Consider the following 17,258-nt stretch of genomic DNA (forward strand, 5'->3'; position numbering starts at 1 on the left):
GGGAAATTGCGACGCTGTAGGTGCGGCCCGCGGACCAACGGGCTCCGCACAAGATCTCTAGTTGCGCCGGCGGTGCCGCCGGCCGGAGGGAAAGCGATGGGTAGGACACTCGCGGAGAAGGTCTGGGACGACCATGTCGTCCGGCGCGCGGAGGGCGAGCCCGATCTCCTCTTCATCGATCTTCACCTGCTGCACGAGGTGACCAGCCCCCAGGCCTTCGACGGCCTGCGCCTCAATGGCCGCCGGGTGCGCCGCCTCGACCTCACCATCGCCACCGAGGACCACAACACCCCGACGATCGACATCGACAAGCCCATCGCGGACCCGGTCTCCCGCGTGCAGTTGGAGACGCTGCGCAAGAACTGCGCCGACTTCGGCGTACGTCTGCACCCGCTGGGCGACATCGAGCAGGGCGTCGTCCACGTCGTCGGCCCGCAGCTGGGTCTCACCCAGCCCGGCACGACCGTGGTCTGCGGCGACTCGCACACCTCCACCCACGGCGCGTTCGGCGCGCTGGCCTTCGGCATCGGCACCTCCCAGGTCGAGCATGTCCTGGCCACCCAGACCCTGCCGCTGGCCCGCCCCAAGACCATGGCGATCACGGTCGACGGCGAACTGCCCGACGACGTCACCGCCAAGGACCTGATCCTGGCGATCATCACGAAGATCGGCACCGGCGGCGGCCAGGGCTACATCCTGGAGTACCGCGGCTCCGCCATCGAGAAGCTCTCGATGGAAGCCCGGATGACCATCTGCAACATGTCGATCGAGGCGGGCGCCCGGGCCGGAATGATCGCCCCGGACCAGACGACCTTCGACTACCTCCAGGGCCGCGACCACGCCCCCGAGGGCGCGGACTGGGACGCCGCCGTCGCGTACTGGCAGACCCTGCGCACCGACGACGACGCGGTCTTCGACGCCGAGGTGGTCATCGACGCCGCCTCACTCGCGCCGTTCGTCACCTGGGGCACCAACCCCGGTCAGGGCGCGCCCCTGTCCGGACACGTCCCCGACCCGGCTTCGTACGAGGACGCTTCGGAGCGGAACGCCGCCGAAAAGGCCCTGGAATACATGGCGTTGACCGCCGGACAGGCGCTGCGCGACATCAGGGTCGACACCGTCTTCGTAGGCTCCTGCACCAATGGCCGCATCGAGGACCTGCGGAACGTGGCCGCCATCGTGGAAGGCCGCAAAGTCGCCGACGGCGTACGGATGCTGGTGGTCCCCGGCTCCGTACGCGTCTCCCTGCAGGCCGTCGCGGAGGGCCTGGACAAGGTCTTCACCGCCGCCGGCGCCGAATGGCGGCACGCGGGCTGCTCGATGTGCCTGGGCATGAACCCCGACCAACTGGCCCCCGGCGAGCGCTCCGCGTCCACCTCCAACCGCAACTTCGAGGGCAGGCAGGGCAAGGGCGGACGCACCCATCTGGTCTCGCCACAGGTCGCCGCGGCCACCGCCGTACTGGGCCATCTGGCCTCGCCCGCCGATCTGGCCGACCTGTCCGACGCCCCCGCGACCGCCGGAGTCTGAGCACCATGGAAGCTTTCACCGCACACACCGGCCGCGCCGTGCCGCTGCGCCGCTCCAACGTCGACACCGACCAGATCATCCCGGCCCACTGGCTGAAGAAGGTCACCCGCGACGGCTTCGAGGACGGTCTCTTCGAGGCGTGGCGCAAGGACGACTCCTTCGTCCTCAACCGGCCCGAGCGCAAGGGCGCCACCGTCCTGGTGGCCGGACCCGACTTCGGCACCGGCTCGTCGCGCGAGCACGCCGTCTGGGCCCTGCAGAACTACGGTTTCAAGGCCGTCATCTCCTCGCGTTTTGCCGACATCTTCCGTGGCAACTCGCTCAAGAACGGGCTGCTGACGGTGGTCTTGGACCAGAAGGTGGTGGACGCGCTCTGGGAGCTGACCGAGGCAGACCCGACCGCCGAGATCACCGTGGACCTGGAGAAGCGCCAGGTACTGGCCGAAGGCATCTTGGCTGACTTCGAGCTTGACGAGAACGCCCGCTGGCGACTGCTGAACGGTCTGGACGACATCAGTCTCACCCTTCAGAACGAAGCCGACATCACGGCATATGAGGCCTCTCGACCGGCCTTCAAACCCCGCACAATTCAGGCCTGAACAGCGCTTTTCCCCTACTGCGCCCCCCACCGCCAGGTGGGGGGCGTAGTCGCTTGTTGAGACCCGCTTGGGCGACAACTCGCCCCAGATGGCACAATCGGTGCATGGACCGTGACGGCCAACTCGAGCTCTACGGGTCAGTTGCGGCCAAACTGAAGGAAGCGCACGCACGGGTGCGCGCACTGCAAGTCCCGGAGGGCGTAAAGATGGCGCTGTCCCGGAAGCTGCTGATCGTCACGGCAGCGGCGAAACACGATCTCCCGGACGCGGCGAGGCGTCTGGACCGCTTGATGAAGGACCTCGATGAGGGCCGATTCCCGCAGGGGGACTGACACCCGGAACTTCCACGAAGGTCGCCTTCGTTGCGGCACTAGGGTGATTAGCCCGTTTCGTGTTTGATTTGCGGTATATATCTGCCTAACGTGCGAAAAGGCCTGGACGCATTCGTTCCGGCAATGTCTCCGAAGGGGAAGACGTGAACAAGGCGCAGCTCGTAGAAGCGATTGCCGACAAGGTCGGAGGCCGACAGCAGGCCGCTGACTCTGTCGACGCGGTACTTGACGCGATCGTCCGGGCGGTTGTCGCTGGAGACCGAGTTTCGGTCACTGGCTTCGGTTCGTTCGAGAAGGTCGACCGCCCCGCCCGCTATGCCCGCAACCCGCAGACGGGTGAGCGCGTACGGGTCAAGAAGACATCCGTTCCCCGCTTCCGCGCGGGACAGGGCTTCAAGGACCTGGTCAGCGGCTCGAAGAAGCTGCCCAGGGGCGGCGAGGTCGCCGTCAAGAAGGCTCCCAAGGGGAGCCTCCAGGCGGCCGCCACCCGGGCGGCGGTCAAGAAGGCTGCCGCCAAGAGGGCGGCCCCGGCCGCGAAGAAGGCCGCGGCGAAGAAGGCCGCACCGGCCAAGAAGGCCGTCACCAAGAAGGCGGCCCCCGCCGCCAAGAAGGCCGCACCGGCCAAGAAGGCGGCCCCGACCGCCAAGAAGACCGCGGCCAAGACGACCACGGCCAAGAAGGCGACGGCGAAGAAGACCGCGCCCGCCAGGAAGTCGGCGGGGCGCTCCACCACCGCCAAGAAGGCGACCGCCAGGTAACGGCGGCCGCCGGGCAAGAGGACCGCCAGGTAGAAGGAGGCGGCAGCAGGCCACGGGCCGCTCATATGCCGGGCCGGACTCCCCTCGGGGAGCCCGGCCCGCGGCACGTCCGCCCTCCCTGGAGCGCCTGGAGCGCCTGGAGGGTCTAAAGGGCCTGGAGGGCCTGGGGGTTCTAGAGGGTCTGATGGGTCTAGAGGGTCTGGAGGTTCTAGAGGGTCTGCAGTGTCACCAGCGTGATGCGCAGGGACGCGCCCTCGCCCTCCGTCTCGATACGGACCCGCTGCCCGGACCGCAGCAACCGCAGTTCGCCCGCGTCGAAGGCCGCCGCGTCGAAAGGCACCGGGGTTCCATCGTCGAGCAGCACACTCCCGCAGCGGCTTTCGGAGTCGTATGTGTACGAGGTCGCCTGCATACCCGCCAGCCTAGTCGCCGGCCATGGCTGTAGTGTCAGCCGTCCATCGCATGGGCGCCGGTCTCCCAGCGCTCCGCCGTACGCGGACCCACCCCCAGGGCGAGAGCCGCCCGCAGATCATCTCCGGTGTCCACGTCCTGCCGTACCGAATCAACATCGTCGAGCAGGATTTCCGCGGCCCCCGACGCCAAATGCCGACGCCGCGACAGCCCACCGAAAGCAGGACGCAATTCCACCCCGGACGCCGCCGCGAGCAATGTTGTGCCGATTCCGGCCGCATCCGTCAGAAATGCCCGCGGAAATATCGATGCTGTCGTCAGTACTCGCGTCAATTCCGCGGGGCGCAATGCGGGAAGATCAGCATTGAGCACGGCGACGGCAGCGGCAGGGCGCCGCGCCCGCACCGCCCCCGCCCCGTACGCCAGCGCCGCATTGAGCCCCGCCGCCGGGGTGTCCGGCACGACCCGCGCCCCCAGCGCGGCGAGCTCCGCGGTGGCCGCCGGATCGTCCGTGACGACTGCCACATCCCGGACCGCCGGGCAGGCCAGCGCCGCGGCCACGGTGTCCAGTGCGAAGGCCAGCGCGAGATACGGCCGCAGCGCCTCGTCCGCCGTGTCCGCGAGCCTGCTCTTTGCCAGGGCGAGCGGCTTCAGCGGGACGACCAGGGACCAGACGGCCATCGGGTCGGTGTTCGTGGCGAGATCTCCATCCGTGCGCGAGGGGTGCCCATTGTCACCTGAGGGTGCGAACGCCCGTAGGGCCGGGCGCTGAGAGCGGGGCGTACGGTGTTCTCGACAGACCAGGGGCCTGGGGCGACACTTGACCCCCAGCAGCCGGGCAGCAGGCCCGGCATAGAGGAAGGTGGCCTAGTGTCCCGCCGTAGAATCGGCTTCTGGTACCGCCTTGCGGCGGTCATTGCCAAGCCGCCGCTGTTGGTTCTGTTCAAGCGGGACTGGCGGGGAATGGAACACATTCCGGCGGACGGTGGATTCATCACTGCCATCAATCACAACTCGGTCATCGATATGTTCTCCTACGGCCACTTCCAGTACAACACCGGACGTGTGCCCCGATTCCTGGCCAAGGCCACGCTCTTCGAGACGCCCATTGCCGGCGCACTCCTGCGCGGCACCCGCCAGATTCCCGTCTACCGCGAATCCACCGACGCCTACGGGGCCTTCCGTGCCGCCGTGGAGGCCATCGAGCGCGGAGAATGCGTCGCCTTCTACCCCGAGAGCACCCTCACCCGCGACCCCGACCAGTGGCCGATGACCGCGAAGACCGGGGTGGCGCGGGCGGCTCTGGTGACCAAGGCGCCGGTCGTCCCGGTCGCCCAGTGGGGCGCCAACCTGGCGGTTCCGCCGTACGCCAAGGCGAACAAGATCAGCTTCTTCCCGCGCAAGACGCTCCAGGTGAAGGCCGGTCCGCCGGTCGACCTCGCGAGCTTCTACGGCAAGGAGCCGACGCCGGAAGTACTGAAGGAGGTGACCGAGACCATCATGGCCGCGGTCACCGACCTGCTGGAGGATCTGCGCGGCGAGCAGGCGCCCGAGCAGCCGTACGATCTGCGCGAAGTCCTCGCGCAGCAGCGCCGCAAGGCGGCCGAGGAGGGCACCAAGTGACGCGCGCAGCCACCAGGGCGGCAGTATTCGGAACCGGCTCGTGGGGCACGGCCTTCGGGATGGTCCTCGCGGACGCGGGCTGCGAAGTGACCCTGTGGGGCCGCCGCGCCGAACTCGTCGACGCTATCAACACCACGAACGCCAACCCCGACTATCTGCCGGGGATTGAGCTTCCCGCCTCGATCCGGGCCACCACCGACCCGGCAGAGGCACTGCAGGACGCCGACTTCACCGTCCTCGCGGTCCCTTCGCAGACGCTGCGCGGCAATCTCGCGGCATGGGTGCCCAAGCTGCCCGCCGACACCGTCCTCGTCTCCCTGATGAAGGGCGTCGAACTGGGCACCGCCAAGCGGATGAGCCAGGTCATCGAAGAGGTCGCGGGGGTGCCCGCGGAGCGCGTCGCCGTTGTCACAGGCCCCAACCTCGCCAAGGAGATCGCCCAGCGCCGCCCGGCCGCCGCGGTGGTCGCCTGCCGCGACGAGGCGGTGGCCCAGCGGCTCCAGTCCGCCTGCCACACCCCGTACTTCCGCCCGTACACCAACACCGACGTCGTCGGCTGCGAGCTGGGCGGCGCGGTGAAGAACGTCATCGGCCTCGCCGTCGGCATCGCGGACGGCATGGGCCTCGGCGACAACGCCAAGGGCTCGCTGATCACCCGCGGACTGGCCGAGACGACCCGGCTGGGACTGGCGATGGGCGCGGACCCGCTGACCTTCTCGGGGCTGGCCGGACTCGGCGACCTGGTGGCCACCTGCTGCTCGCCGCTCTCCCGCAACCACACCTTCGGCACCAACCTGGGCCGCGGCATGACGCTTCAGGAGACCATCGCGGTCACCAAGCAGACCGCGGAAGGCGTCAAGTCCTGTGAGTCGGTGCTCGATCTGGCGCGCAGGCACGGCGTCGACATGCCCATCACGGAAACGGTCGTCGGCATCGTCCACGAGGGCAAGCCGCCGGTGGTCGCGCTGAAGGAACTGATGTCGCGTACCGCCAAGCCCGAGCGTCGCTGACGTTGTCACAACCACCGGGTAGTCTCATCGCGATATGAGCAGCGAGAACCTCCCCCAGAGCCCTCAGCAGCAGCGCCGCAAGCCGCGCGTAGCCGTCGTCTTCGGCGGCCGCAGCTCCGAACACGGAATCTCCGTGGTCACCGCCGGCGCCGTGCTGCGTGCCATCGACCGTACGAAGTACGACGTACTGCCGATCGGCATCACCACGGACGGCCGGTGGGCGCTCACCGCCGACGAGCCGGAGCGGATGGCTATCGCCGACCGCTCCACGCCGAACGTCGACCAGCTGACCGAGTCCGCGGAGGGCGGCGTGGTTCTCTCCGTCGACCCCGGCAGCCGCGAAGTCACCTACAGCGAGCCCGGCTCCGTCCCCAAGGCGCTCGGCGAGGTCGACGTCGTCTTCCCGATGCTGCACGGCCCGTACGGCGAGGACGGCACCCTGCAGGGGCTGCTGGAGCTCTCCGGCGTCCCGTACGTCGGCTCCGGCGTCCTCGCCTCGGCCGTCGGGCAGGACAAGGAGTACATGAAGCGGGTGTTCACCTCCTTCGGGCTGCCCGTCGGCCCGTACGAGGTGATCCGCCCCCGTGAGTGGCAGCAGGACCCCTCCGCCGCCCGCAAGAAGATCATCGACTTCGCGGGCGAGCACGGCTGGCCGCTCTTCGTGAAGCCCGCGCGCGGCGGATCGTCCATGGGCATCACCAAGGTCGACGACCTCGCCGGACTGGACGAGGCGATCGCCGAGGCGCAGCGTCACGACCCCAAGATCCTCGTGGAGTCGCTGCTGCGCGGCCGCGAGATCGAGTGCGGAGTGCTGGAGTTCGAGGACGGCCCGCGCGCCAGCGTGCCCGCCGAGATCCCGCCCGTCACGGCCCATGAGTTCTACGACTTCGCGGCCAAGTACATCGACTCGGCGCCCGGCCTGGTGCCCGCGCCGCTGACGCCCGAGCAGACCGCCGAGGTGCGGCGGCTCGCCGTCGAGGCGTTCGACGCGGCATCCTGCGAGGGGCTGGTCCGCGCGGACTTCTTCCTCCAGGAGGACGGCGAGTTCGTGATCAACGAGATCAATACGATGCCGGGATTCACCCCGATCTCGATGTACCCGCGGATGTGGCAGGAGAGCGGCGTCAGCTACCCGGAGCTGGTGGACAGGCTGATCCAGGCCGCGCTGCGCCGCCCGACCGGCCTGCGCTAGAGCGGAACGACCCTCGGCCGGTCCCCCGCAGCGCAGTACGATCGCGACGAACGCGACGATCGTGGCATCGCCCCGGCCGGCGGTCAGTTCGGAAGCCTCCTCCGGCGGGGGCCGGGAACCGTGATCGACACCGCTGCGTCCGTGGAGGAGCAGCCCGCGGCGGTCAGCAGCACCGCGCGACGGCGGACGAGCAGGCTGACAGGCAGCGGAGCCGACGGCGGGAAGACGCCACCGGCCGAGTATGGACGGGGGCTACAGGTGCACGACCGGGCAGGTCAGAGTGCGGGTGATGCCGTCCACTTGCTGGACCTTGGCAACCACCATGCGTCCGAGGTCATCGACAGTGTCGGCCTGAGCACGCACGATCACGTCATAAGGACCGGTCACGTCCTCGGCCTGAATCACTCCTGGAATCTTGCCAATGGTCTCGGCGACTGTCGACGCCTTGCCCACCTCGGTCTGAATGAGGATGTACGCCTGTACCACGGAACCTCCAGGGCGGCCACGAGGATCATGTGGGGAGAGAAGAGACGCCACGGTATCGCGTCGCCGCGGGCAGCGGGGAGACCCCCGCACCGGGCGATCCCCGCAGCGTGGCGCACGGAAAGCGGAAGTTGACGTATCTCTTGACGGTACCCAGGGCGCGGACGACTCGCGACCGCAGGCAATGTGGCCGCGAACGAGAGCAAGCAGCATCGCCGGAGCACCCGGCGGGACGACGGAGAGGTGAGACTCGGTGAAGGGCACTGTGGGCGAGTTGGGGGAGTTCGGGCTCATCCGGGAGCTCACCTCCCGGCTCACCTCGACCCCCGCGGTACAGCTGGGACCCGGCGACGACGCCGCGGTCATCGCCGCACCCGACCGCAGGGTTGTGGCGAGTACGGACGTCCTGCTCGAGGGGCGGCACTTCCGCCGCGACTGGTCGACGGCGTACGACGTGGGGCGCAAGGCAGCCGCCCAGAACCTGGCCGACATCGCCGCGATGGGCGCGGTCCCGACCGCGCTGCTGCTCGGCCTGGTCGTCCCGGCCGAACTCCCGGTCACCTGGGCCACCGAACTGATGGACGGCATCCGCGACGAGTGCCAGGTCGCGGGCGCCGCCGTCGTGGGCGGCGATGTCGTACGCGGTGACCTGATCACCCTCGCGATCACGGCGCTCGGCGATCTGCGCAACCACGAGCCGGTGACCCGGGCCGGCGCACAGCCCGGCGATGTCGTCGCGTACACCGGCTGGTTGGGCTGGTCGGCGGCGGGCCACGCGGTGCTCTCGCGCGGCTTCCGCTCGCCGCGCGCCTTCGTGGAGGCGCACCGGCGGCCCGAGCCGCCGTACCACGCGGGCCCCGCGGCGGCCGGTCTCGGCGCGACCGCCATGACGGACGTCAGCGACGGACTCGTCGCCGACCTCGGGCATATCGCGGTCGCCAGCAAGGTGCGCATCGACCTGAGATCCGGTCTTATCGACATCCCGAGCCAGATGAACGACATCGGCCAGGCGGTCGGCGTCGACCCGCTCCAGTGGGTGCTCACCGGGGGAGAGGACCACGCGATCGTCGCCACTTTCCCGCCGGACGCGAAGCTGCCCGCCCGCTGGAAGGTGATCGGCGAGGTGCTCAACCCGTCGGCGCTGCCGCAGGTGACGGTCGACGGGGCGCCGTGGACCAGCAAGGGCGGCTGGGACCACTTCGGGGACATCGAGGACGGCAAGTAGCGTGCGAGTCCGTTCTGTAGGTTCGGGCGCATGAACGTACCTCCGCTTCACGTACCTCTGCTGCGCATACCTCCGCGGGTTCTCACCGTCGCCGGGTCCGATTCCGGCGGCGGTGCGGGCATCCAGGCCGATCTGAAGACCATGCTGGCGCTGGGCGTGCACGGCATGAGCGTGCTCACGGCCGTCACCGCCCAGAACTCCCTGGGCGTACAGGGCGCGTGGGAGCTGCCCGTCGAGGCCGTACGGGCGCAGTACCGCAGCGTCGTCGACGACATCGGCGTACAGGCTGTGAAGACCGGAATGCTGGCGTCGGCGCCGCTGGTCGAGGCCGTCGCCGAGCTGCTGGCGGACACGGCGGCGCCGGTGGTCGTGGACCCGGTGGGGGTGTCCAAGCACGGTGACCCGCTGCTGGCGGCCTCGGCGCTCGACTCCGTACGCGGCGCTCTGCTGCCGGTCGCGACCGTGGCCACGCCCAACCTCGACGAGGTGGCCCAGCTGACAGGCGTGGTGGTCGAGGACGAGCGCGGCATGCGCAAGGCGGCGGACGCCGTCCTCGCCTTCGGCCCCCGGTGGGCGCTGATCAAGGGCGGGCATCTGCCGGGCGACGCCGTGGATCTGCTGACGGACGGCACCGAGGAGCACTGGCTGCGCGCGCCCCGCCATGACAACCGGCACACCCACGGGACCGGCTGCACCCTCGCGTCCGCGGTGGCGTCGGGGCTCGCGGGGGGAATGGACGTGCCGGAGGCCGTACGGGCCGCGAAGGAGTACGTGACGGGCGCGATCGCGGCGGGGTTCCCGCTGGGCGGGGGACTCGGCCCCGTGGACCACGCCTGGCGGTTCAGAACCCGCCGCTAGAGCGAAGCGGCGGGTTCTCGCGCGAACGGCGAAAAGCCGGCCCACCCAAAGGTGGACCGGCCTTCAAAGCAACCGGAAGGCAGCTGCGCTACGACGGAACGTACGTCGGCGGGGTCACCCCCGCATAGGCGGGGAACCGTCGCTTAGCGCGAGACCTTACCGGCCTTGATGCACGAGGTGCAGACGTTGAGCCGCTTCGGCGTCCGACCGACCACGGCACGCACGCGCTGGATGTTGGGATTCCAGCGACGGGACGTACGGCGGTGCGAGTGCGAAATGCTGTTGCCGAAGCCCGGCCCCTTGCCGCAGACGTCGCAGTTGGCAGCCACGGGTTACTCCAAAGACCTCAGATGCACTTACGGTCACCTTCCCGGCCGCAGACCAATTCTGCGCCAGGATCGCGGCTCCCGCCCGCCACTGGAAGTGACGTATGGACCGCATCTGCCGGAGCGGAGGCTCCGGCACGGGCACGATGACAAGTACCCACGCCGTACCATCGGTAGCACGGCGGCACTACTGCGATTCGATGCCCCAACCGTGACCCCGGCTAGCCGGTTCGTGCCTTAAGGCTCAAGCAGTAGATTCGCCCGGCAGAAGCCGAGCGACCGCAGAATCATACAACGGCCCGAGGACTACGACGAACCGGTCCGGGGTCTACCCTGCGGGCATTCCGCTGCTCAGGATACGTCGGACGCGAGTCGGCTTTACGAGGAGGATCACCAGGTGCCGCAGACCCTCGACGCCGCAGCGGTGCGGACCTGGTGCTCACTGTCGCTGGAAGCCCTCGGCCGGGAGCGCGAGGAGATCGACGCGATCAATGTGTATCCGGTCGCGGACGGGGACACCGGCACGAATCTGTATCTGACCGTGGAGTCGGCCTCCCAGGCGGTCGAGGCGGTCTTCGCCGCGCACGCGACCGGGTCCTCCGTGCCCGCTCCGGCCGATGTGGCGCGGGCGATGGCGCACGGCGCGCTCCTCGGGGCGCGGGGAAACTCCGGGACGATCCTGGCGCAGCTGCTGCGGGGCATGGCGGAGCGGATCGGCGCGGGGGACCACCTGGCGGGCGCGCTGCGGCGGGCCGCAGGGCTGGCGCGCGAGGCGGTGGCCCATCCTGTCGAGGGCACGATCCTGAGCGTGGCGGCCGCGGCGGCGTACGCGGCGGAGGCCTGCGTGGGGAAGGCTTCGGGTGACGTGGCGCGGGCGGCGTACGCGGGGGCACGGGCCGCGCTCGACGCGACGCCCGGTCAGCTCGCGGTGCTGGAGCGCGCGGGTGTCGTGGACGCGGGCGGGCGCGGACTGCTGATGGTGCTCGGGGCGCTGGTCGAGGCGGTGTCGGGGGAGGCGGCCCCGGCGGCGCCGGCGATGGCACACGTACGACGGGATCCCGCATATGGCGCTGACAGCGCGGTGGAGTCCTGCGCGGTCGGGGGCCCCGCCTTCGAGGTGATCTACCTGCTGGAGGCGGACGAAGCGGCGGTGGCGAAGCTGCGCGCCCGGCTCGACGGGCTCGGCGACTCGCTCGTCGTCGTCGGCGGCGACGGCCTGTGGAACGTCCATGTGCATGTGGACGACGCGGGCGCGGCGGTGGAGGCGGGCGTCGAGGCGGGGCGGCCGTACCGGATCCGTATCACCCACTTCGACACCGCCGCGCCGGTGGCGCGTGAGCAGGCACAGCGGGCGGTCGTCGTGGTCGTCGCGGGGGAGGGCCTGGCGGGCCTGTGCACGGAGGCGGGCGCGACGACGGTGCTCGCGCGCCCCGGGGAGCCGCCCGCGAGCGGCGAACTGGTCGACGCGATCCGGCGCGCGCACGCGCGCGAGGTAGTACTGCTGCCGAACTCCGCGGAGCTGCGGCACACGGCCGCAGCGGCGGCGGAACAGGCCCGTACGGAGGGGGTGCGGGTCGCCCTCATCCCGACCCGCGCGGCGGTCCAGGGCATCGCGGCGCTCGCGGTCCACGAACCGGACCGGCGCTTCGACGAGGACGTGGTCGCGATGACCGCGGCGGCGGGCGCGACGCGCTACGCGGAACTGGCGATCGCGGAACGCCAGTCGTGGACGACGGCGGGGGTCTGCCAGGCCGGGGACGTACTGGGCCTGATCGACGGCGACGTGGCGGTGATCGGCACAGACCTGGCGGCCACGGCGGAGACGGTGCTGAACCGGATGCTGTCGGCGGGCGGCGAACTGGTGACGCTGATCCTGGCGGACGAGGTGGACCAGGTGGTGGCGGACCACCTGGAGAGACGGATCAGGGACGGCCACTGGGCGGTGGACACGGTGATCTACCGGGGCGGCACGCAGTCGCCGCCGCTGCTGATCGGCGTGGAGTAGGGGCGCTGCCCCTTGTCGGGGGCTCCGCCCCCGAACCCGCCCCCTACGCCCTGGCGGGCGTGGGGGACCCCCAGCGCCTCAATCGCCGGCGAGGCTTGAGTTGCCGGTGGCCCGGCAATTCAAGCCCGTCCGGCGTTTGAGGACACCGCCCGAAGGGCGGTACGGGGGTCCAGGGGGCGGAGCCCCTTGGTTACGGGATGGGGCGGGTAGGGGAAAAGCCCGCCGCAGGCGCACCGCACCCCGACCAGCCGATGTCCCCACCTGCCCGCCGACTGTCAGCGCCGTGGTGTGCAATAGATCCGTGCCCGCGCTCGACGAACCCCTCAAGAAGTCCCTCGGCGCCGCCACCGCGAAGGTGATGGCCGACCACCTCGACCTGCATACGGTCGGTGACCTGCTCCACCACTATCCACGGCGGTACGCCGAGCGGGGTGAGCTCACCCCGCTCTCCGAGCTGCCCCTGGACGAGCACGTCACGGTCGTCGCCCAGGTCGCGGACGCCCGCGTCCTGACCTTCAACCAGGGGCGCGGCCGGCGGCTCGAAGTCACCATCACCGACGGCAGCGGGCGGCTGCAGCTCGTCTTCTTCGGCAAGGGCGTCCACAAGCCGCACAAGGACCTGCTGCCCGGCAGCCGCGCGATGTTCGCCGGCAAGGTGTCGGTGTTCAACCACAAGCTGCAGCTCGCCCATCCCGCGTACGAACCATTGGGCGTCGTCGGCGCCGAGGACGCGGTCGACGCGGCGGACGCGTTCGCCAACCAGCTGATCCCCATCTACCCGGCCTGCAAGCAGCTGGAGTCCTGGAAGATCGCCAAGGCGGTGGACGCGGTCCTGCCGCACGCCGCCGAAGCCGCCGACCCGCTGCCGCCCTCCCTGCGCGAAGGCCGCGGACTGGCCACGCTCCCCGACGCGCTGCGCAAGATCCACCGCCCCCGGACGAAGGCGGACATCGCCGAGGCCAGGGACCGCCTCAAGTGGGACGAGGCCTTCGTCCTCCAGGTCGCGCTGGCCCGGCGGCGGTTCGCCGACAGCCAGCTGCCCGCCGTGGCCCGCAAGTACCGGCCGGGGGGACTGCTCGACGCCTTCGACGCCAAGCTGCCCTTCACGCTCACCGAAGGCCAGCAGAAGGTCACCAAGGAGATCTTCGACGACCTGGCGGCCGAGCATCCGATGCACCGACTCCTCCAGGGCGAGGTCGGTTCCGGCAAGACGATGGTCGCGCTGCGGGCGATGCTCACCGTCGTGGACGCGGGCGGCCAGGCCGCGATGCTCGCGCCCACCGAAGTCCTCGCCCAGCAGCACCACCGCTCGATCACCCAGATGATGGGCGAGCTCGCGGAGGGCGGCATGCTCGGCGGCACCGAGGACGCCACCAAAGTGGTGCTGCTCACCGGCTCCATGGGCATGCCCGCGCGCCGGAAAGCGCTGCTCGACCTGGCGACCGGCGAGGCGGGCATCGTCATCGGCACACACGCGCTGATCGAGGACAAGGTCCGCTTCCACGACCTCGGCCTGGTCGTCGTGGACGAGCAGCACCGCTTCGGCGTGGAGCAGCGCGACGCCCTGCGCTCCAAGGGCAAGCAGCCGCCACACCTGCTGGTCATGACCGCCACCCCCATTCCCCGTACGGTCGCGATGACCGTCTTCGGCGACCTGGAGACCTCCGTCCTGGACCAGCTCCCGGCCGGCCGCTCGCCGATCGCCAGCCATGTGGTGCCCGCCCAGGACAAACCGCACTTCCTGGCGCGCGCCTGGGAGCGTGTGCGGGAGGAAGTGGAGAACGGCCACCAGGCGTATGTCGTCTGCCCCCGGATCGGCGACGACGCCGACGAGGCGGCCAACGCGAAGAAGAAGTCTCCGGAGTCTCCGGAGTCCCCGGAGGACGCAGCGGAGAAGCGTCCCCCGCTGGCCGTGATCGAGATCGCCGAACAGCTCGCGGCGGGCCCCCTGCGCGGTCTGCGCGTCGAAGTGCTGCACGGACGGATGCAGCCGGACGACAAGGACGACGTCATGCGCCGCTTCGCCGCGGCCGAGGTGGACGTCCTGGTCGCCACCACCGTCATCGAAGTCGGCGTCGACGTCCCCAACGCCACCGCCATGGTGATCATGGACGCGGACCGGTTCGGCGTCTCACAGCTGCACCAGCTGCGCGGCCGGGTGGGCCGTGGCTCGGCCCCCGGGCTGTGTCTGCTGGTCTCCGAGATGCCGGAGGCGAGCCCCGCCCGGGCCCGGCTCAAGGCCGTCGCCGCCACGCTCGACGGCTTCGAGCTCTCCCGTATCGACCTCGAACAGCGCCGCGAGGGCGATGTGCTGGGCCAGGCCCAGTCCGGAGTGCGCTCCTCGCTGCGGATGCTCGCGGTCATCGAGGACGAGGAGATCATCGCGGCGGCCCGCGAGGAGGCGGTCACGATCGTCAGCGAGGACCCGGCGCTGGAGCGGCTGCCCGAGCTGCGTACGGCGCTGGACGCGCTGCTCGACGAGGAGCGCGAGCAGTACCTCGACAAGGGGTGACCGCCCGCCCACGACCCGGTGGGGCGCGAGGTCATATCGTGGGGGGTGCCCGACACCACGCACGCCCCCACGACCCGACGACGAGGACCGACACCATGACCCGCGTGATCGCCGGCGCGGCCGGCGGCCGTCGCCTCGCCGTCCCGCCCGGCACCGGCACCCGACCCACCTCCGACCGTGCCCGTGAGGGGCTGTTCTCCAGCTGGGAGTCCCTCCTCGGCACATTCAGCGGCATCCGTATCGCCGATCTGTACGCGGGCTCCGGAGCCGTGGGCCTGGAGGCGCTCTCCCGGGGCGCGTCCCACGCCTTCCTGGTCGAGGCCGACGCCCGCGCCGCCCGCACCGTCCGGGACAACGTCCGCGCGCTCGGACTGCCGGGCGCCGAGGTCCGTACCGGCAAAGCGGAACAGATCGCCACAGGTCCGGCCCCCGACGCCCCGTACGACGTGGTGTTCCTCGACCCTCCGTACGGCGTCGCCGACGACGAACTCCGCGAGATTCTGCTCACACTCCGTACGCGGGGGTGGCTCGCGGACGATGCTCTCGTCACCGTGGAGCGCAGCACCAGAGGCGGCGCCTTCGTATGGCCGCAGGGCTTTGAACCACTGCGGGCGCGTCGCTACGGCGAGGGCACGCTTTGGTACGGTCGCGCCGCATCCACGTGCGAAGACGCACGATGACCGAACCGGAGAGCGAGGGACTTCCGTTGCGCCGAGCAGTCTGTCCAGGGTCATTCGACCCCATCACCAATGGACACCTCGACATCATTGGCCGCGCCTCCAAGCTGTACGACGTCGTCCACGTCGCGGTGATGATCAACCAGTCCAAGCAGAGCCTGTTCACGGTCGAGGAGCGGATCGACCTGATCCGCCAGGTCACCAGGGAGTACGGAAACGTCGAGGTGGAGTCTCACCACGGCCTTCTCGTCGACTTCTGCAAGCAGCGCGACATCCCGGCCATCGTCAAGGGGCTGCGCGCGGTCAGCGACTTCGACTACGAGTTGCAGATGGCCCAGATGAACATCGGCCTCTCGGGCGTCGAGACGCTGTTCGTCCCGACCAACCCCACCTACAGCTTCCTCTCCTCCAGCCTCGTCAAGGAGGTCGCCGCCTGGGGCGGCGACGTCTCTCACCTGCTGCCTCCCGTCGTACACCGGGCCCTGACCGAGCGCCTCGGTGAGAAGTGACGGTCTGACAGTCGAACTGCCCGTACAGTCGTTCCGTCCGTCTCCAATCAGCTGTAGAGAGTGGCGAGCACACGGTGGACGTGCAGAAGAAGATCGACGAGATCGTCCAGGCGGTCGGGAACGCCCGGTCCATGCCCATGTCGGCCTCCTGCGTGGTCAACCGCGCCGAGCTGCTCTCCATGCTCGAAGAGGTCCGCCAGGCCCTCCCCGGCTCGCTCGCCCAGGCGCAGGAGCTGATCGGCGGCCGTGAGCAGCTGGTCGAGCAGGCCCGCGCGGAGGCCGATCGGATCATCGAGACCGCCCACGCCGAGCGCGGTTCGCTGATCTCGGACACCCAGGTCGCCCGCCAGTCCCAGGACGAGGCCGAGCGCATCCTCGCCGAGGCCCGCCGCGAGGCCGAGGAGATCCGCGCCGAGGCCGACGACTACGTCGACTCCAAGCTCGCGAACTTCGAGGTGGTCCTCACCAAGACCATCGGCTCCGTGGACCGCGGTCGCGAGAAGCTCCTCGGCCGGGGACCCGGCCTGGACGAGCAGGGGTACGCGGACGCGGACGCCCCGGAGTACAGCGCGGACCCGCAGACCCTGATCCAGCGCGCGGACGAGTACGTCGACACCAAGCTCGGCGCCTTCGAGGCCGTGCTCTCCAAGACCCTCGTCGCGGTGGGCAAGGGGAGGCTGAAGCTGCACGGGCGGACCACCAGCGACGCGCTGGGCGAGCACATGGCCGCCCAGGACGCGGCGGGGACGCAGCAGCACGCCAGTGACGCCGACTATCTGGCGGGTCTCGCGGAGCTGCCCGAGCAGCAGCAGGTCCAGCCGCCACCGCAGTACCAGCCGCAGCCCCAGCACGACCCGTACGCCTACCAGCAGCAGCAGCAGCAGCAGCAGCAGCAACAGCAGCAGCCGCAGGAGGCCTACGCCGCCTACCAGCAGCAGGATCCGTACGCCGCGTACCAGCCCCAGCAGCCCCAGCAGCAGGGCTACGACCAGCAGTACGCGCAGCAGGACCCGTACGCCTACCAGCAGCAGCAGCAGCAGCAGCCCCAGCCCCAGCCCCAGCAACCGCCGCAGCAGGGCTCCGCTCTCGACGAGACGAGCCTCTTCGATACGAGCATGATCGACCTCGAACAACTGCGCCGGTACGAGCAAGAGCGCTGAGCAGGAGGCGCGTCCCGGCCGCCGAGTACCGGATTGGGTCTACGGCGG

General features: G+C 70.2%; 18 protein-coding genes. 14 read left to right on the top strand and 4 right to left on the bottom strand.

The window, feature by feature from the left end:
• The first annotated feature begins 96 nt into the window (after positions 1–96).
• From leuC to ACIHCQ_RS11770, 4 genes are all read left to right on the top strand, one after another.
• Positions 97–1,530 carry a 3-isopropylmalate dehydratase large subunit gene (gene leuC, locus ACIHCQ_RS11755; RefSeq protein ID WP_399660684.1) on the top strand — a complete coding sequence of 478 codons (1,434 nt, stop codon included), beginning with the start codon at positions 97–99 and terminating at the stop codon, positions 1,528–1,530.
• 5 nt (positions 1,531–1,535) lie between these two features.
• On the top strand, positions 1,536–2,129 hold the full coding sequence (gene leuD / locus ACIHCQ_RS11760) for a 3-isopropylmalate dehydratase small subunit (protein ID WP_399660687.1): 594 nt from the start codon (positions 1,536–1,538) through the stop codon (positions 2,127–2,129).
• Between the two features lie 104 nt (positions 2,130–2,233).
• Positions 2,234–2,461, top strand: a complete 228-nt coding sequence (locus tag ACIHCQ_RS11765) for a hypothetical protein (protein WP_399660690.1) — start codon at positions 2,234–2,236, stop codon at positions 2,459–2,461.
• A 143-nt stretch (positions 2,462–2,604) separates the two neighbouring features.
• Positions 2,605–3,219: an HU family DNA-binding protein gene (locus ACIHCQ_RS11770; RefSeq protein ID WP_399660693.1), complete on the top strand. Its 615-nt coding sequence runs from the start codon at positions 2,605–2,607 to the stop codon at positions 3,217–3,219.
• Positions 3,220–3,427: 208 nt separating this feature from the next.
• On the opposite strand, the gene ACIHCQ_RS11775 is transcribed toward ACIHCQ_RS11770, so the two are convergent.
• Positions 3,428–3,631 (bottom strand): hypothetical protein, encoded by a 204-nt coding sequence (locus ACIHCQ_RS11775; RefSeq protein ID WP_399660696.1) that lies wholly within the window; start codon positions 3,629–3,631, stop codon positions 3,428–3,430.
• 35 nt (positions 3,632–3,666) lie between these two features.
• The gene (gene cofC, locus ACIHCQ_RS11780) at positions 3,667–4,311 is read right to left on the bottom strand and encodes a 2-phospho-L-lactate guanylyltransferase (RefSeq protein WP_399660699.1); all 645 of its coding nucleotides are present in this window, start codon (positions 4,309–4,311) and stop codon (positions 3,667–3,669) included.
• A gap of 189 nt (positions 4,312–4,500) precedes the next feature.
• Between cofC and ACIHCQ_RS11785 the strand changes: the two genes are divergently transcribed.
• Genes ACIHCQ_RS11785 through ACIHCQ_RS11795 form a run of 3 tightly spaced genes read left to right on the top strand, consistent with a single transcriptional unit; the run spans position 4,501 to position 7,455 of the window.
• Positions 4,501–5,253, top strand: a complete 753-nt coding sequence (locus ACIHCQ_RS11785) for a lysophospholipid acyltransferase family protein (protein ID WP_399660702.1) — start codon at positions 4,501–4,503, stop codon at positions 5,251–5,253.
• Entirely contained in the window at positions 5,250–6,263 is a 1,014-nt protein-coding gene (locus ACIHCQ_RS11790; RefSeq protein WP_399660705.1) for an NAD(P)H-dependent glycerol-3-phosphate dehydrogenase, read from the top strand. Before ACIHCQ_RS11785 ends, ACIHCQ_RS11790 begins: the two co-directional genes overlap by 4 nt.
• Positions 6,264–6,297: 34 nt before the next feature.
• Positions 6,298–7,455 (top strand): D-alanine--D-alanine ligase family protein, encoded by a 1,158-nt coding sequence (locus ACIHCQ_RS11795; protein WP_399660708.1) that lies wholly within the window; start codon positions 6,298–6,300, stop codon positions 7,453–7,455.
• A gap of 252 nt (positions 7,456–7,707) precedes the next feature.
• Here ACIHCQ_RS11795 and ACIHCQ_RS11800 read toward each other — a convergent pair whose 3' ends face one another.
• Positions 7,708–7,941, bottom strand: coding sequence for an Lrp/AsnC family transcriptional regulator (locus ACIHCQ_RS11800; protein ID WP_029384521.1), 234 nt, complete (start codon positions 7,939–7,941; stop codon positions 7,708–7,710).
• A gap of 250 nt (positions 7,942–8,191) precedes the next feature.
• Between ACIHCQ_RS11800 and ACIHCQ_RS11805 the strand changes: the two genes are divergently transcribed.
• Together ACIHCQ_RS11805 and thiD are read left to right on the top strand one after the other, a co-directional pair.
• Positions 8,192–9,163 (top strand): thiamine-phosphate kinase, encoded by a 972-nt coding sequence (locus ACIHCQ_RS11805; RefSeq protein WP_399660712.1) that lies wholly within the window; start codon positions 8,192–8,194, stop codon positions 9,161–9,163.
• Positions 9,164–9,193: 30 nt separating this feature from the next.
• The gene (gene thiD / locus ACIHCQ_RS11810) at positions 9,194–10,021 is read left to right on the top strand and encodes a bifunctional hydroxymethylpyrimidine kinase/phosphomethylpyrimidine kinase (RefSeq protein ID WP_399660714.1); all 828 of its coding nucleotides are present in this window, start codon (positions 9,194–9,196) and stop codon (positions 10,019–10,021) included.
• 143 nt (positions 10,022–10,164) lie between these two features.
• Here thiD and rpmB read toward each other — a convergent pair whose 3' ends face one another.
• Positions 10,165–10,350, bottom strand: a complete 186-nt coding sequence (rpmB, locus tag ACIHCQ_RS11815; RefSeq protein ID WP_078877327.1) for a 50S ribosomal protein L28 — start codon at positions 10,348–10,350, stop codon at positions 10,165–10,167.
• Between the two features lie 394 nt (positions 10,351–10,744).
• Between rpmB and ACIHCQ_RS11820 the strand changes: the two genes are divergently transcribed.
• The 5 genes from ACIHCQ_RS11820 (at position 10,745) to ACIHCQ_RS11840 (ending at position 17,210) form a co-directional block, all read left to right on the top strand.
• A complete protein-coding gene (locus ACIHCQ_RS11820) occupies positions 10,745–12,352 on the top strand; it encodes a DAK2 domain-containing protein (RefSeq protein ID WP_399660719.1) in 1,608 nt (535 codons plus the stop codon).
• A gap of 301 nt (positions 12,353–12,653) precedes the next feature.
• On the top strand, positions 12,654–14,864 hold the full coding sequence (recG, locus tag ACIHCQ_RS11825) for an ATP-dependent DNA helicase RecG (RefSeq protein ID WP_399660722.1): 2,211 nt from the start codon (positions 12,654–12,656) through the stop codon (positions 14,862–14,864).
• Between the two features lie 95 nt (positions 14,865–14,959).
• Positions 14,960–15,544 (top strand): 16S rRNA (guanine(966)-N(2))-methyltransferase RsmD, encoded by a 585-nt coding sequence (gene rsmD, locus ACIHCQ_RS11830; protein WP_399660725.1) that lies wholly within the window; start codon positions 14,960–14,962, stop codon positions 15,542–15,544.
• Between the two features lie 26 nt (positions 15,545–15,570).
• Positions 15,571–16,050, top strand: coding sequence for a pantetheine-phosphate adenylyltransferase (gene coaD / locus ACIHCQ_RS11835; protein ID WP_399660892.1), 480 nt, complete (start codon positions 15,571–15,573; stop codon positions 16,048–16,050).
• A 74-nt stretch (positions 16,051–16,124) separates the two neighbouring features.
• Positions 16,125–17,210: an ATP synthase F0 subunit B gene (locus ACIHCQ_RS11840; RefSeq protein ID WP_399660728.1), complete on the top strand. Its 1,086-nt coding sequence runs from the start codon at positions 16,125–16,127 to the stop codon at positions 17,208–17,210.
• The last annotated feature ends 48 nt before the right edge of the window (positions 17,211–17,258 follow it).

The organism is Streptomyces sp. NPDC052236 (assembly GCF_044548015.1).
Taxonomy (GTDB): domain Bacteria; phylum Actinomycetota; class Actinomycetes; order Streptomycetales; family Streptomycetaceae; genus Streptomyces.